At 66.2% G+C, this 13,422-nt stretch carries 13 protein-coding genes; 5 read left to right on the top strand and 8 right to left on the bottom strand.

Annotation, left to right across the window (positions count from 1 at the left end):
- Window positions 1–47: 47 nt before the first annotated feature.
- Both ACSQ12_RS18005 and ACSQ12_RS18000 read right to left on the bottom strand, forming a co-directional pair.
- Window positions 48–1,070, bottom strand: a complete 1,023-nt coding sequence (locus ACSQ12_RS18005) for a LacI family DNA-binding transcriptional regulator (RefSeq protein WP_436066327.1) — start codon at window positions 1,068–1,070, stop codon at window positions 48–50.
- Window positions 1,071–1,233: 163 nt separating this feature from the next.
- Entirely contained in the window at window positions 1,234–1,977 is a 744-nt protein-coding gene (locus ACSQ12_RS18000; protein ID WP_436066326.1) for a GAF and ANTAR domain-containing protein, read from the bottom strand.
- A 393-nt stretch (window positions 1,978–2,370) separates the two neighbouring features.
- Here ACSQ12_RS18000 and ACSQ12_RS17995 point away from each other — a divergent pair, with 393 nt between their 5' ends.
- On the top strand, window positions 2,371–3,696 hold the full coding sequence (locus tag ACSQ12_RS17995; RefSeq protein WP_436066325.1) for a phosphoribosyltransferase family protein: 1,326 nt from the start codon (window positions 2,371–2,373) through the stop codon (window positions 3,694–3,696).
- Here ACSQ12_RS17995 and ACSQ12_RS17990 read toward each other — a convergent pair.
- Window positions 3,666–4,727 (bottom strand): glycosyltransferase family 4 protein, encoded by a 1,062-nt coding sequence (locus tag ACSQ12_RS17990; RefSeq protein WP_436066324.1) that lies wholly within the window; start codon window positions 4,725–4,727, stop codon window positions 3,666–3,668. The two genes, ACSQ12_RS17995 and ACSQ12_RS17990, sit on opposite strands and share 31 nt — an antisense overlap.
- A 356-nt stretch (window positions 4,728–5,083) precedes the next feature.
- Here ACSQ12_RS17990 and ACSQ12_RS17985 point away from each other — a divergent pair, with 356 nt between their 5' ends.
- Window positions 5,084–6,754, top strand: coding sequence for a GAF domain-containing sensor histidine kinase (locus ACSQ12_RS17985; RefSeq protein ID WP_436066323.1), 1,671 nt, complete (start codon window positions 5,084–5,086; stop codon window positions 6,752–6,754).
- 39 nt (window positions 6,755–6,793) lie between these two features.
- Here ACSQ12_RS17985 and ACSQ12_RS17980 read toward each other — a convergent pair whose 3' ends face one another.
- The 3 genes from ACSQ12_RS17980 to ACSQ12_RS17970 form a co-directional block, all read right to left on the bottom strand.
- Window positions 6,794–7,432 carry a response regulator gene (locus ACSQ12_RS17980; protein ID WP_436067026.1) on the bottom strand — a complete coding sequence of 213 codons (639 nt, stop codon included), beginning with the start codon at window positions 7,430–7,432 and terminating at the stop codon, window positions 6,794–6,796.
- On the bottom strand, window positions 7,413–8,126 hold the full coding sequence (locus tag ACSQ12_RS17975) for a hypothetical protein (RefSeq protein WP_436066322.1): 714 nt from the start codon (window positions 8,124–8,126) through the stop codon (window positions 7,413–7,415). Before ACSQ12_RS17975 ends, ACSQ12_RS17980 begins: the two co-directional genes overlap by 20 nt.
- A 130-nt stretch (window positions 8,127–8,256) precedes the next feature.
- Entirely contained in the window at window positions 8,257–8,736 is a 480-nt protein-coding gene (locus ACSQ12_RS17970; RefSeq protein WP_436066321.1) for a universal stress protein, read from the bottom strand.
- Window positions 8,737–8,868: 132 nt separating this feature from the next.
- Between ACSQ12_RS17970 and ACSQ12_RS17965 the strand changes: the two genes are divergently transcribed.
- From ACSQ12_RS17965 to ACSQ12_RS17955, 3 genes are all read left to right on the top strand, one after another.
- Window positions 8,869–9,189, top strand: a complete 321-nt coding sequence (locus ACSQ12_RS17965; RefSeq protein ID WP_209742451.1) for a DUF3040 domain-containing protein — start codon at window positions 8,869–8,871, stop codon at window positions 9,187–9,189.
- A gap of 220 nt (window positions 9,190–9,409) precedes the next feature.
- The gene (locus ACSQ12_RS17960; RefSeq protein ID WP_436066320.1) at window positions 9,410–10,282 is read left to right on the top strand and encodes an NAD-dependent epimerase/dehydratase family protein; all 873 of its coding nucleotides are present in this window, start codon (window positions 9,410–9,412) and stop codon (window positions 10,280–10,282) included.
- Between the two features lie 8 nt (window positions 10,283–10,290).
- Window positions 10,291–11,322, top strand: a complete 1,032-nt coding sequence (locus ACSQ12_RS17955) for an aldo/keto reductase (RefSeq protein WP_209742453.1) — start codon at window positions 10,291–10,293, stop codon at window positions 11,320–11,322.
- Window positions 11,323–11,436: 114 nt separating this feature from the next.
- Here ACSQ12_RS17955 and ACSQ12_RS17950 read toward each other — a convergent pair whose 3' ends face one another.
- Window positions 11,437–11,646, bottom strand: a complete 210-nt coding sequence (locus ACSQ12_RS17950; protein WP_436066319.1) for a hypothetical protein — start codon at window positions 11,644–11,646, stop codon at window positions 11,437–11,439.
- Between the two features lie 152 nt (window positions 11,647–11,798).
- Window positions 11,799–13,391 (bottom strand): alkaline phosphatase D family protein, encoded by a 1,593-nt coding sequence (locus ACSQ12_RS17945; protein ID WP_436066318.1) that lies wholly within the window; start codon window positions 13,389–13,391, stop codon window positions 11,799–11,801.
- Window positions 13,392–13,422: the final 31 nt, after the last annotated feature.

Below are 13,422 nucleotides of genomic sequence, written 5' to 3'. Positions count from 1 at the left end.
GCGTATCGACAATCGACAAATAAAAAGAGCGGGTAGGGCAGGGGGGACTAGGCGCCGCGGGGTGGACGGAGCGTGCTGGAACGGAGCGTGATGACCGTAGGGACCAACTCCAGGGATTCGTGTGGTCCCTGGGAGTCGGCTTCAAGAAGCTGGCAGATAATCTTCACGGCCCGGCGGGAAACCTCGGCCGGGCGCAAATCGATGGTGGAGAGCGGAATGGGCTGGAGTTCCGCAAGCGTGGGTGATGCGCTGCCGATCACGGAGACATCCACGCCGGGAGTCAATCCGCGCGAGGCAAGGGTCCGGCGGAGGATGTCCTGTACGGTGCCGTCCGGGGCGATAAATGCCGGCACGCCCGTAGTCCGGGCCAGGGCGCGGTCCACGGAAGCTGAAATGGTGTCCCGGTCCGCGCCGCCGGGCAGGTGTTGCACGGTGACGCCGAGGGTCCGTGCCGCGCTGTCCGTGCCACGCATGAACCGCTCCACGTAGTTCACGTGCCGGTCCACCACTTCGGGCTGCCAGTCGATGACGGAGATGACGGAATGTCCCGCTGCTGCGAGGTCCCGGACGCATTGTTCACCGGCCATTTCGAAGTCCGCATCGATGCAGACCAGTCCGGAGGGGTCCCGGGGGATGCCGATGAGCACCACCGGGACGTTCAGCGCCCGGGCCACGGGAAGGCGCTCATCCTCGCCCTCAACCTGCATCAGGATGAGGCCGTCGCAGATCTGTTGCCCGACGACGCGGCGGAGTCCGGAAGCGCCCTCATCTTCCGTGACCAGCAGGATGTCGTGGTCGAATTGCCGGGCGGTGCTGGCGATGACGGAGACGAACTCCATGATCGAAGCCATGTGCAGTTCGGGAATGAAGGGGATGACCAGTCCGATGACCCGGGTTTTGCGGCTCGCCAGCGCCCGCGCCCCGGCGTTGGGCTGATAAGTCAGCTGCTCGATTGCCGCCTCAACCTTTTTGCGGGTCTTTTCGGAAATGGGCCGCTTGCCGCTCAGGACGTAGGAGACGGTGCTCTGGGCGACACCGGCTGCTTCCGCGACGTCTTTGCTGGTTGGCACGCTTCTCCACCTCCTATGAGCCCTGGCTTTTCTGCTGTCGCGGCCCCGCAGGTCCGCAGTCGATACGCATCGTCGATGCGTATCGAGAAAAGTATGGCACGCATCACATTCGCATTGCAACGTTTATTTTGGCGCAGCGCCGGGCGGCGGCGGACGGGTCCCGTTATAGCTCGAAGTGTGTCCTCGTCGGGCCCTGGCCCAGGGAATCGACAATGGCCGTTGCCACGCCGTGCAGTTTGACGTTCCGTGCACTCGAGGCCGCCTTCAGGAGCGCAAAGGCTTCCTCCTGGCTGCACCGGTTCTGGGCCATGATGATCCCGATGGCGACGTCGATCGCGGTGCGGGACTCCAGCGTTGCCTTGAGGTTCGCCGCCGTCTCGCTGAAGTGGGCGAAGCGCACGGCCAGCCGGAGGGCCATGGACGTCTGGCTGACAAAATCCTCGGCGAGCTCCAGGACCTTGCCCTCGAACCGGCCGGGGCGGTGGGAGTAGAGGTTCAGTGCAGCGCGGGTGTCGCCCTCAAGCTGGAAGGGTATGGCGAGGATGGACCGGACTCCGTACCCCAGGACCGTGGCGGAGTACGTCGGCCAGCGTTCGTGGGTTTCAAGGTCCTTGATGTGCACTGTCACCTGGTCGCGGGAGGCGGTCATGCACGGGCCGTCGCCAAAGGCGTACTGGATTTCGTCCATCGCCTGTGCTTCCGGGCTGCTGCTGGCCACGGTGGCCGCTTTCCGGTGCCGGAGCAGCGTGATGCCGCACAGGACGGCGTCCCCCGGTTCGGAGAGGCTGCGCGCGGAGACGCGTGCGAGTTCGTGGAGGAATTGCTCGACATCCGAGCTGTTCAACACCATTTCGTTCAGGTGCTGGCTGATGGACGTTGCGGTGTTTGCGGTCGACTCGCTGGCCACGATGTTCTTGCTGCCGTTTCGTTCAGGTCAAAACGAACCGGCAACGCGGCCGCCCACCCTGTCGATCGCAACGCGGGTAGCAGGCAGAGAAGCCGGATCGTAGAACTATCCAACGGCTCTCTGCTAAACCGTACCGGGAAATTATATACATCAGTTGCCGGTCTCCGGACTCGTGTGACAAGGCCCACCGGCCGTCCGGTCCGCCGCGAAGGAGGCCTCCGACGCCCGTCTCCGATGCCCGTCGAATCCGGGCCGAAAGTCCCTCGCAACGGGCCGCTGCCTGCCGGATAGTTGGAGAAAAGCGGCCGCAGTCCGTCCCTCCACGCCGGGCTTCCCACCGCCGGCCCACCGGATCCGAATGGCGGCCTTGAGCCACGAGGCGAACGGCTGGCCATGAGCATTTTCGAGGACAGGGTTGAAGCGGGACGGCGGCTGGGGCAGCGGCTCGAATACCTGCGCGGTCAGAACATCGTGGTCCTGGGGCTGCCCCGGGGCGGCGTTCCGGTGGCGTTCGAGGTGGCAACCGCACTGGACGCACCCCTGGACGTGATCGTGGTGCGGAAGCTTGGCGTTCCGTTCCAGCCCGAGCTGGCCATGGGAGCCATAGGCGAGGGCGGTGCCCGGGTGCTTGACCAGCACATCATTTCCCGCGTTGGCGTGACGCAGGCCGAGCTTGACGCCGTTGAAGACCGGGAGCGCGCCCTGCTCGAGTCGCGGGTGGCCCGGTTCAGGAAAGGCCGGACCCGTGAGGATCTGAAGGGACGCACCGCGGTGATCGTCGACGACGGCATCGCCACCGGGTCCACAGCCCGCGTTGCGTGCCACATCGCCCGGCAGCTGGGCGCCGCCAGGGTGATCCTGGCGGTTCCGGTGGCGCCGGCGGACACGCTTGCGGACCTCACGGAACCGGATGAGGTGGTCTGCCTGGCAACGCCGCGCCAGTTCACCGCCGTCGGGTACCACTACCGTGACTTCTCGCCGACCGACGACGCCGAAGTGGTGCTGCTGCTCGACGCGGCAGCCAAGCGGCTGCACCGCGCCCAGGCCGTAGCCAACGGGACTGCCGTCGATGAAGACGTCCAGATCGATGCGGGAACGGTGCGGCTCCAGGGGCACCTCTACCTGCCGGTGGAGGGCGCCGCCGTCGTGGTGTTCGCCCACGGCAGCGGCAGCAGCCGGCACAGTCCCCGCAACCGTTTTGTGGCGGCGTTCCTCCAGCGGGCAGGGCTGGGAACCTTGCTGCTGGACCTGCTCACCCCGGCCGAGGAACTCAACCGGGCCAATGTTTTCGACATCGGACTGCTTGCCGGCCGGCTGGCGGGGGCAACGGAATGGCTCGCCGGGCGGCCGGACACAGCGGGGAGCCGCGTGGGGTACTTCGGCGCGAGCACGGGGGCCGGGGCCGCTTTGTGGGCGGCGGCGGAGCCCGGCGTCCGCGTTGGTGCGGTGGTGTCGCGGGGCGGCCGTCCGGATCTCGCCGGTGAGAGGCTCTCAGCCGTCCGTGCCCCCACGCTCCTGATAGTGGGCGGGGCGGACCGGGAGGTCCTGGAGCTTAACCGCTGGGCCCAGGCACTGCTGCGCTGTCCCAGCCAACTGTCCGTGGTTCCGGGGGCCACGCATCTTTTCGAGGAGCCCGGCACGTTGTCGGAAGCTGCGGCGCTGGCCAGGGACTGGTTCCTCCGCTACCTTCAGCCAGACGCGGAGGGGCCCGGGGACTGATCCGGCCGATTGTCCCGCAGTATCTCCTCATACAATGCAACGTGATCGGCCACCATCCGGCCCACGCTGAAGCGCAGCTCGGCAGCCCGGCGGCAGGCAGCCCGGTCCAGGCCGGGGGCCAGGGACAGGGCTTCGGCGAGGTCGTCGATGCCGGTCCGGAGGTAACCGGTGACGCCGTCGTCCACTATTTCAGGGGCCGCCCCGGAACCGGTGCCCACCACGGGGGTGCCCGTTGCCAGCGCTTCGATCATCACCAGGCCGAACGGTTCGGGCCACTGGATCGGGTTGAGGAACGCGGCTGCACCGCCCATGAGCTGATATTTTTCCGCGACATTGAGTTCTCCGAGGAACTCCGCCTCCGGCCCAAGGAGCGGGGCAATCCGGCTGTCGAAATATTCCTGTTCCTCCCGGCCCTGGATACGGGCGGACAGCAGAAGCCTGAACCCGGCCTGCCGCGCGATGAGGATGGCCTCCCGCGGCCCTTTGTCCGGGCTCATCCGCCCGAGGAAGGCCGCGTATCCGCCGGCGCCGTCTCCCACCGGCACGGCGTCAACGTCGATGCCGTGGTGGATCACCCGGGCGATCCGCACGCCGGCGGCATCCGCTGCCTGCCGATGCGAAATGGCCACCATGGCGACATCCGGACCCATCAGCCGGTAGAGGTCGCCGAGGCGCGAGCTGAACGGCCCGTGGTTGGTGGTGACGACGGGCAGCGAGGCCGGGCGATAGCGGAAGAAGGGTCCGGCAACGGTGTGGTCGTGGACGAGGTCCACGTCCTTCAAAGCGGCGTAGGCCCGGGCCACATGGTAGAGCTCGGCTCCAGCGGACCAGGTGGCCGCGGAACCGAAGCTGGGTTCCGGCATGTCCGGAACCAGGGGAACCGGGCAGGTGCTTCCTGCCGGGGCGGCCAGCAGCACGTCATGACCGGCGGCAACGAGTCCGCGGGCCAGCCCGTCGACCACCACTTCGGTGCCGCCATAACGGGGCGGGGGGACCTGCAGCCAAGGGGGAGCGATCAGTCCGATACGCACGTTGGATCAACTCCTCGCACACGGGGACGCCGCGGTATGCCGCTCGATTAGGTTCCCAGCCGTGCGGACGGATGCCCAGTGCCTTTAGTCCCGTTAGGCTGTCTATTGAGCCCCTGTGTCGGCCTTGGTACTGTGTTGGTATCAGTCTGGGGTTGATGCAATAGAACTCGGTGAAGCAGTCCGCCGTGTGTGTCTCGCTGCTGTGGGGAGTCGCATGAGCCCGGACCTTCCGGTAGTCAGAACGTATCGGTCAAACAAATCTTCCTATGGCCGCCTGAATGGCGGCGCACCTTCCGCCGTGCCTGCCGTCGAATTAGCCGACGGCCTCTTCCGGGGTCGTTGCCTTCGGGGACGCCATGTGGCGTGAACCCATCCGCCGGCGCACTGAGGACCTGCTGCGCGACTTCGTGGCCCGGGCAGATGAATTGGTGCGCGCCCAGGACCAGATGCAGGGCCTGCTGGGCGCCGTGGTTTCGCTCACCGAGGACCTCAGCCTCGAAGCCGTCCTGGACCGTGTGGTGCAGTCGGCCTGCGAGCTGGTGGGAGCGCGCTACGGCGCGCTTGGCGTGGTCGATGCCGACCATGAGCTGGGGCACTTCATCACCGTGGGCATCGACGACGACGGCGTCCGCCTGATCGGCGACCTCCCCACGGGACGCGGGGTGCTGGGGCATTTGATCCGCCAGCCCGAGGCACTGAGGCTGGACGATCTGGGTGCGCACGAAATGGCCAGCGGCTTCCCGCCGAACCATCCCGACATGAAGACATTCCTGGGGGTGCCGGTCAGGGTCCGCGGTTCTGTCTTCGGAAACCTCTACCTGACCGAAAAGCTCGACGGCGGCCCCTTCACCGCAGAGGACCAGGAACTCGCTTCCGCGTTGGCGGCGGCTGCCGGCGTGGCCATCGAGAACGCCCGCCTGTACGAGGACACCCGACGCCGGCAGCGTTGGCTGGAAGCGGGGCTGGAGGTCAGTGACCAGCTGAGTTCGGCGATGTTCCCGGGCGAAACCGACAACCTGGACCTCGTGGCCGAGCGGGCCCTGACCGTCTCGGATTCAATCCTCGCCGTGATTGCCTACCCGGATGCCGATGGCACGCAGCGGTGCCGGACCATGGTGGGCGTCCAGTCCCTTCCTGCCGGCCAGGAGCTGCCGGCTTCCGAGGTCATCGCCGACGTCCTGGAAACCGGGACTTCCGCCCTCGTCAGGAACGCGAATGAGGTCTTCGGACCGGGAACGGACGAGAAACTTGGCCCTTTGCTGGTGGCTGCCCTGGGACGCAAGAGCAGCGAACGCGGCCTGCTGATCCTGGCACGTCCCGCAGGAGGCCCGTTGTACCTCCAGTCCGACCTGCAGTCCTGCGCCGTTTTCGGCTCCCGGGTGGGCCTGGCACTCGGGCTGGCCCGGGCACGGCGGCGGCGGGAAGAGCAGCTCCTGTCCACGGACCGCGACAGGATCGCGCGGGACCTGCACGATCTGGTGATCCAGCGGCTCTTCGGTGCGGGGCTGAGCATGCAGAGCCTGCGTCGTTACATCCCGGACCCCGTGGCCCAGGAACGGATCTCTGCCGTAACAGCCGAATTGGACGGCACCATCCATGAGCTCAGGGACACCATCTACTCGATGCGGACCGGCCACGGCCAGAAGGAGCCGCTCACCGGCCTCATCATGCGGACCATTCACGAAGGGATCCGGAACTCCGATTTTTCCCCAAAGGTCCAGCTGACGGGACCGGTGGACGAAGCGGTGCCCGACGCCGTCGTCGAGCAGTTGCTGCCGGTGCTGTCCGAGGGACTGAGTAACGCAGTCCGGCATTCCGGGGCGGACGAAATCGAGATTTCGCTGACCGCCCGCCCCGACTCCGTGGAACTCCGGATTGCGGACAACGGCTGCGGGTTTGAAAACCCCGGACGCGTCAGCGGCATCGCCAACATGAAGCACCGGGCCGTGGCACTGGGCGGCGAATGCTCCATCACGAGCAGTCCCGGGCACGGCACCCTACTAACGTGGACCGCCCCGTCGAACTGACCCGGGTTGCATCGCTGACCCCTAGCCGCGCAGTAACCCCTAGCCGCGCAGTTCAAAGCCCAGTTTGGCCAGGATGCCGGCCACCTGGATCTTCACGGCTGTCCGCGCGAAGCGCGTCTCCTCGCTGATCTGGCTGTTGGTCAGACCCTCGCCCATGAGGGCCAGGACCCTCAGTTCCTGTGCGCTGAGGCCGCTGTGCCTGCGGCCCACCTGCGCTTTGTACAGGCCCTCCATGACCTTGCGTTCGGTGCCGGGCTCCAGCAAGGACTCGCCGGTGGCCACCCTGCGGATTCCCTCCAGGAGCGCGGTCCCGGGTAACTGCCGGAGCACGTAGCCAGCCGCCCCTGCCAGCACAGCGCTGCTGAGGGCGTGGTCGTCGTCGTAACTGCTCAGGAGCAGGCACCGGACGCCGGGATTGTCCGCGAGAATTTCCCGGCACACTTCGATGCCTGTGCCATCCGGCAGGTGGGCTCCGATCACCACGAGGTCGGGATGCAGTTCCGGGATCCGGCGGCTTGCCTCGGAAGCCGATCCGCTCTCGCCAACCACCTTGAAGTGTGCCTCCTCCAGCAGTTCGCGGAGTCCGGTCCGGACCAAGGCATGGCTGTCCAGGATGTATACGTGCGTTCCCCCAACAACGGTGTTGTCGATTGCTGGGTCAGTGGCCACCGTGAGCATCACCCAGTCCCGGCTTCAGCTGATCCGTCACGGCTCGGCCCGTGTGCCGTGTGCCGCCTCGGCGGCTGTGGAATGCGTAGTACAGCAGGCACAGGCCGGCTATCAGCGGCACCACGGCGGTGAGGTACTCCATGGTGCGGAAATTCACGGCCGACTGGATGGCGAAGGACAACCCCAGGACGGCCAGCACAGCCGCCGGGATTAGCGGCCACTTCATCCTTTCCGGGGTGAGGGTCAGTGCGGCAAAGGTCGCGGCGAACCCCAAGAACAGCACTGCGGCCACCGGTGTGCCGTCCAGCGCCGGCGGCAAGGCCACCACCAGGGCAAGGGTGAGCAGGACGCCGCAGGGAATCAGCGCCCACCAGTTGGCCCGTTCCCGGAGGTACACGGCAGCGAAGCCGGCGGAGATGAAGAGGAAGAACAGCGAACCTGGACCGTCGCCCGCTGCACCGGGCCACAGCTGAGTTGTGGTGACCACCGCGGCAAGCCCCAGGAGGACAAAGCCCGGGATGGCTGCCCACCAGTTGGCGCGGCTCCTGGAAAACACGGCGAGGAAGGCTGCGCCGGCGGCGCCAAAGATGAAGGGCCACACCAGCACTGCGGTGTCGAGGACGCGCAGGGTGTCCAACAACAACAGGATGCCGGCCAGCAGGAGGACCACGCCTGCGATGATGCTCGCCGTTGTTGCTTTCATGACGATGCTCCCGGGACTTGGCGCGCGGTGCGTGCCGCGCTGATTCATTCAGGTTATGGCGTGGATGCGGACCGTGATCAGGGCACAAAGTCACTGAACGCCCAAGGGCCTGCCACGGGGATGCCCGGCTTCACCCGGACTTGGGACGAGGTTCCGGTTCCGCCACCTTCGAGTCCTGGCCCACCACGAGGACCGGGCAGTGTGCGTGCGCGGCGCAGGCTCCGCTGACGGATCCCATGACCTGGGTGAGGAACCCGCCTTCCCCCCGTCGGCCCACCACCAGCAGCTGCGCATCGCGGCTTTCATCGATCAGGGTCTTTGCCGGCGGACCGAATTTCACGGTGCGGGACAGCCGCGCCGGAGGCGCGGCCCCGAAGGCCCTCTCAACCGCCTGGTCCACCAGGCGCTTGGCTGTCTCTTCGAGTTCCTCCATGCTGGGGACCCGCCCGGCAGGCATGTGCGAAGCGAGGTAAAAATCAGAAGTGCCCAGGCAGGTGATGATCTCCAGCGGGGCGTTGAGGCTTCCGGCCATTCGTCCGGCGAGCTGCAAGGCAGCTGTGGAGAATTCGGAGCCGTCCACACCCACCACAATGCGTTCTTCAGTGTTCATGGGTTCCAGCGTGCGCCGCCCGGGACCCCCTTGCCTAGGGTCCAAAGTCACCGGGCTTCCTCCATGACTTTCGGCTCTATTGACTTAACCGTCCGAGGGACGATCCTTAATATCAATCCGGTTCGGAGGTCAATGATGCCGCTTTCTGAACATGAAAAGGACATCCTCAGGCAGATGGAGCAGTCGCTTCACGAGGACGATCCGCAATTCGCCGCGCGCATGGAGGGCCAGTCCTGGTCACTGATGCGACGAATGGTTCTTGGTGCCCTGTGCGTGGTCTGCGGATTCCTTGCGGTGATCGCCGGCGCCGCCTTGCAGATTGTCTACCTGGGCGTCGTCGGGTTCGCCGCGATGGTGGCCGGCGGCTATTACGCGTCCCTGGGCATCAGCCCGAGCAGGCTTCCCTTCGGCCGGCCGAGCCTTGGTTTGCCGGGCCAGTCGCAGCACATTTGACAGCCACCCCGGCCGCCTTCACCATCATCACCAACGCCCTCCCGCTGCTGCTCCGCCTCGGCTGAAGGCCGCCGGCAGGCAGGGGCGATCCTTCCTAGGACTCAGAGGGCCATGCTGAAGGGCTGCATCCGTACCGCTGCGCCTCTAGGGTGGAATGACGACGGCGGCGGCGCACGGTCGCGGATGACCGCCGGCCGCCAACTACCCAGAGGAGTTCCTGATGAGAGTTGCTGTAACCGGAGGAAGCGGAAAACTGGGCAGGAGCGTGGTCCGCAGGCTGACCGAGGACGGCCACGACGTTCTCAACCTGGACCGCACCGGCACCCGGGGCCGCGGCTTCACCGAGGTTGACCTGCGCAATTACGGGCAGGTCCTGGACGTCATCCTCGGCCTCGATGACCGCCACGAGGGCTTCGACGCGATCGTGCACCTGGGGGCCATTCCGGCTCCGGGCCACGCGCCGGACGCGGCCACGTTCGAGAACAACATGCTCGCCACCTACAACGTCTTCCAGGCCGCACGCCGGGCCGGCATCAAGAAGGTGGTGTACGCCTCCAGCGAGACGGTGCTGGGACTGCCGTTCGACGTCGATCCTCCGTATATCCCGGTAGATGAGGAATACCCGGCCAGGCCCGAAAGCACCTACTCGCTGGTCAAGCACCTGGAGGAGCAGATGGCCATCCAGCTGACCCGCTGGGACCCGGAACTGAGCATCACCGGCCTGCGGTTCTCCAACGTGATGGACCCCGAGGACTACGAGGCGTTTCCCTCCTTCGACTCCGACGCCACGCTGCGGAAGTGGAACCTCTGGGGGTACATCGATGGCCGTGACGGCGCGCAGGCCGTGGCCCGCGCGCTGGAAAACGGCAAGCCCGGATTCGAAGCGTTCATCATCGCCAACGAAGACACTGTCATGAGCCGATCCAGCGCCAGCCTCGCAGCGGAAGTCTTTCCGGGCGTCAAGGTGGTCAAGGAGCTCGGCGAACACGAAACCATGCTTTCCATCGACAAAGCCAAGCGCCTCCTGGGGTTCGCTCCGGAGCACACGTGGCGGACGTACCACTCGAACCGCACCACGCCCACCGAGGATTGAGGAGAACCATGCAATACCGCACACTAGGCAACAGCGGCGCCGTCGTTTCCAATTACGCGCTGGGCACTATGACCTTTGGCGCCGAAGCCACCGAGGAAACGTCCTTCGCCATACTTGACGATTACTTCGCGGCGGGCGGCAATTTCATTGATACCGCCGACGTCTACAGCCAGGGTGTCTCTGAGCAGATCATCGGCCGCTGGCTGGCCGCCCGTCCCGATGTCAGGGACCGCGCCGTACTGGCCACCAAGGGACGCTTCCCCATGGGTCAGGCCCCGAACGACCTCGGAACCTCCCGCCGCCACCTCACCCGGGCGCTCGATGACTCGCTGCGCCGCCTCGGCGTCGAACAGATCGACCTGTACCAGATGCACGCGTGGGACCCCATCACGCCCCTGGAGGAGACGCTCCGCTTCCTGCATGACTCCGTCAGCAGCGGCAAGATCGCCTACTACGGGTTTTCCAACTTCCTGGGCTGGCAGCTGACCAAGGCGGTGCACCTGGCCAAAGCCCATGGCTGGAGTGCCCCCGTGACACTGCAGCCGCAATACAGCCTGCTGGTCCGGGAGATTGAATCAGAGATTGTTCCGGCCTCACTGGATGCGGGCATCGGGCTGCTGCCGTGGTCGCCCCTGGGCGGAGGATGGCTCTCCGGCAAGTACAAGCGCGATGAGGCACCGGCCGGCGCCACGCGGCTGGGCGAGAACCCCAAGCGCGGCATGGAAGCCTGGCAGGCCCGCAACGACGATCCCCGCACGTGGGAGGTCATTGGAACCGTCGAAAAGATCGCGGCGGACCATGGCGTGAGTGCATCCCAGGTGGCACTGGCCTGGCTGGCCGACCGGCCGGCGGTGACGTCCGTGATCCTCGGCGCCCGCACCACGGAGCAGCTGGCGGACAACCTCGCCGCTGCGGACCTGGAGCTGACGGAGGAGGAAACCCGGCGGCTGACCGAGGCCAGCCAGCCACGGGTGGGCGTGTACCCGTACGGTCCCATGGCCCAGGAGCAGCGCAACCGCAAGATTGAGGGCGGCCGCTAGGCGGGGCACAAGCAACTGACATGGAAGGGAGGCCGACGGCGGCAGGTGGCTGCCGCCGTCGGCCTCCCTTCCATATCACCGGGCGGCGGCCGACGCCAAAGTCTGAGCGATTCCTCAGCTGACCGGTAAAACCTCGTAGCCGTCGGTCTTGGACACCAACTGTCGGCCGTGGTTGCCGTCGAAGCGCAGCCACATCACGGAGGAATCCTGGGTGGCGTCTTCCACCTCCCCGGTGCGGACTATCCGGCCATCGAGCCGCAACTCAACCCGGCTGCCAATCAGCTGCTGCCAGTTGCCGGTTGTTTCAGGTACGGCGGAGGTCATCCCGGGTCCAATCTGTGATCGCTAACAATTATGGAATGCTATCCGCGCGGCAACTGTGAAGCAAATCACACTCCTTGGCTGTCGTTTGTACCCGGGCCAGCCTCCGCCGGTGCCGGACGTGATTCCGTCCGGCGCCGGCGGAACGGCGGGACTCAGGCCCGTGCCCTGAGTCCCGGGATGCCGTCCTGGATCTCGAAGGATGCCTTGGTGGAAACAGGCGCACCCGGGGCGGTCACATAGTCCAGCACCCGGAAGTCCGCCTGCAGCGATTCCTTCGTGATGCGGGTGTTCACGTAGCCGCGGTTGTCGTTGTAGAACTTCAGGTGCGGGTTCCAGGCCATCACCGGGTCCGTCGTGGACCCGGACCCGTTGCCGGTTGACGTGACGGAAGTGCAGACCAGCTCGGAGCCCACCACAGGCGACGCCGGATCCTTGTAGTCAACCTTGATGTCGTTGGCCCAGTTCCGGTGGACGTCGCCAGTGAGTACGACGGCGTTGCGCACCTTCGCGTCAGTCCAGCCCCGGGTGATACGGCGGCGGGAGGCGGCGTAGCCGTCCCAGCCGTCCATGGACACGTCGTCGATTTCCGGCGCCTTGTTCCGGTCCCGCTCGGCGAAGAAGACCTGCTGGCCCAGGATGTCCCAGCGCTGGGTGGAGTTTTTGAAGCCGTCCAGCAGCCATTGCTCCTGGTCGGCGCCTGTGATGGTGCGGTCCGCCGCCAGCCGTTCCTGCACGTTCTTCTTCCAGCCGTCGCCGGCCAGCTGGTCGTCGCGGTATTGGCGTGTATCCATCATGTGGAAGTTGGCCAGCTGGCCCCACTGCACTGTCCGGTAGATTTTCATGTCGGCACCGGCCGGGACCGAGGACGCGCGCAAGGGCATGTTCTCGTAATAGGCCTTGAAGGCGGCGGTGCGGCGCTGGCGGAAGTGCTCCGGGGTGTCATTGAGCTGTGCCGGATCTGAATTTTCCGGGATCTCATCCGCCCAGTTGTTATCCACCTCGTGGTCATCCCAGATCACAAGCCAAGGAGCAACGGCGTGCGCGGCCTGAAGGTCCGGATCAGACTTGTACTGTGCGTGTCGCTGCCGGTAGTTCTCCAGGCTGACCGTCTCAGGGCCGGCGTGGTCGCGCGGGTTGCCGCCGCCAATCACGTAGGACTCCTTGCGGTACTCGTACACGTAGTCGCCGAGGTGCAGCACGAGGTCAGGGTGGTCCTCCGCCAGCCGCCGGTACCCCGTGAAATAGCCGTGCTCGTACTGGGCGCAACTGGCGAAGGACATTGCCAGGGCCGCCGGTGTCTCGTGCGGGGCGGGACTGGTGAGGGTCCGTCCCACCGGGCTGATGTGCTGGCCGCTGCGGAAACGGTAGAAGTACTCCCGGCCAGGCTTCAAACCGCGCAGTTCAACGTGGACTGAATGCGCGTTGTCGATCAGGGCATGCTCGACGCCCCGTGCCACGATACGCTTCATGCCTGCATCCTCGGCCACCTCCCAGGCGACCGGGACACTGCGAGACGGCATGCCTCCCAGGCCGTCTTCGGCGAGGGGGTCCAGCGCGAGGCGGGTCCAGAGGACGAAGCCGTCCGGCCAGGGCTCGCCCGAGGCGATGCCAAGAGTGAACGGGTCGGTACGGAGGCCGGCACCCGTAACTGTTGATGTGGCGGCAACCGCTGTGCCCGGAACGGCAACGACAAGCCCGGCGCCGAGGCCGGCGGTGAGAAGGGATCTGCGGGAAATGTTATCCATGGCTTGAAACTATTCAAGCCATTTGGACGCG

Origin of the sequence: Arthrobacter sp. LjRoot14 (assembly GCF_964253905.1) — a bacterium.
In the GTDB taxonomy this organism is placed as follows: domain Bacteria; phylum Actinomycetota; class Actinomycetes; order Actinomycetales; family Micrococcaceae; genus Arthrobacter.
The sequence above is the reverse complement of the archived record's forward strand: the minus strand, read 5'-3'. Positions and strand labels throughout refer to the sequence as shown.

Bases quoted from the DNA above. Each gene is read 5' to 3' on its own strand.
- ACSQ12_RS17950 (WP_436066319.1), bottom strand. From the start codon at position 11,646: ATGACCTCCGCCGTACCTGAAACAACCGGCAACTGGCAGCAGCTGATT.
- ACSQ12_RS17995 (WP_436066325.1), top strand. From the start codon at position 2,371: ATGAGCATTTTCGAGGACAGGGTTGAAGCGGGACGGCGGCTGGGGCAG.
- ACSQ12_RS17975 (WP_436066322.1), bottom strand. From the start codon at position 8,126: ATGAAAGCAACAACGGCGAGCATCATCGCAGGCGTGGTCCTCCTGCTG.
- ACSQ12_RS17955 (WP_209742453.1), top strand. From the start codon at position 10,291: ATGCAATACCGCACACTAGGCAACAGCGGCGCCGTCGTTTCCAATTAC.
- ACSQ12_RS17970 (WP_436066321.1), bottom strand. From the start codon at position 8,736: ATGAACACTGAAGAACGCATTGTGGTGGGTGTGGACGGCTCCGAATTC.
- ACSQ12_RS17980 (WP_436067026.1), bottom strand. From the start codon at position 7,432: ATGCTCACGGTGGCCACTGACCCAGCAATCGACAACACCGTTGTTGGG.
- ACSQ12_RS17985 (WP_436066323.1), top strand. From the start codon at position 5,084: ATGTGGCGTGAACCCATCCGCCGGCGCACTGAGGACCTGCTGCGCGAC.
- ACSQ12_RS17945 (WP_436066318.1), bottom strand. From the start codon at position 13,391: ATGGATAACATTTCCCGCAGATCCCTTCTCACCGCCGGCCTCGGCGCC.
- ACSQ12_RS17965 (WP_209742451.1), top strand. From the start codon at position 8,869: ATGATGCCGCTTTCTGAACATGAAAAGGACATCCTCAGGCAGATGGAG.
- ACSQ12_RS17960 (WP_436066320.1), top strand. From the start codon at position 9,410: ATGAGAGTTGCTGTAACCGGAGGAAGCGGAAAACTGGGCAGGAGCGTG.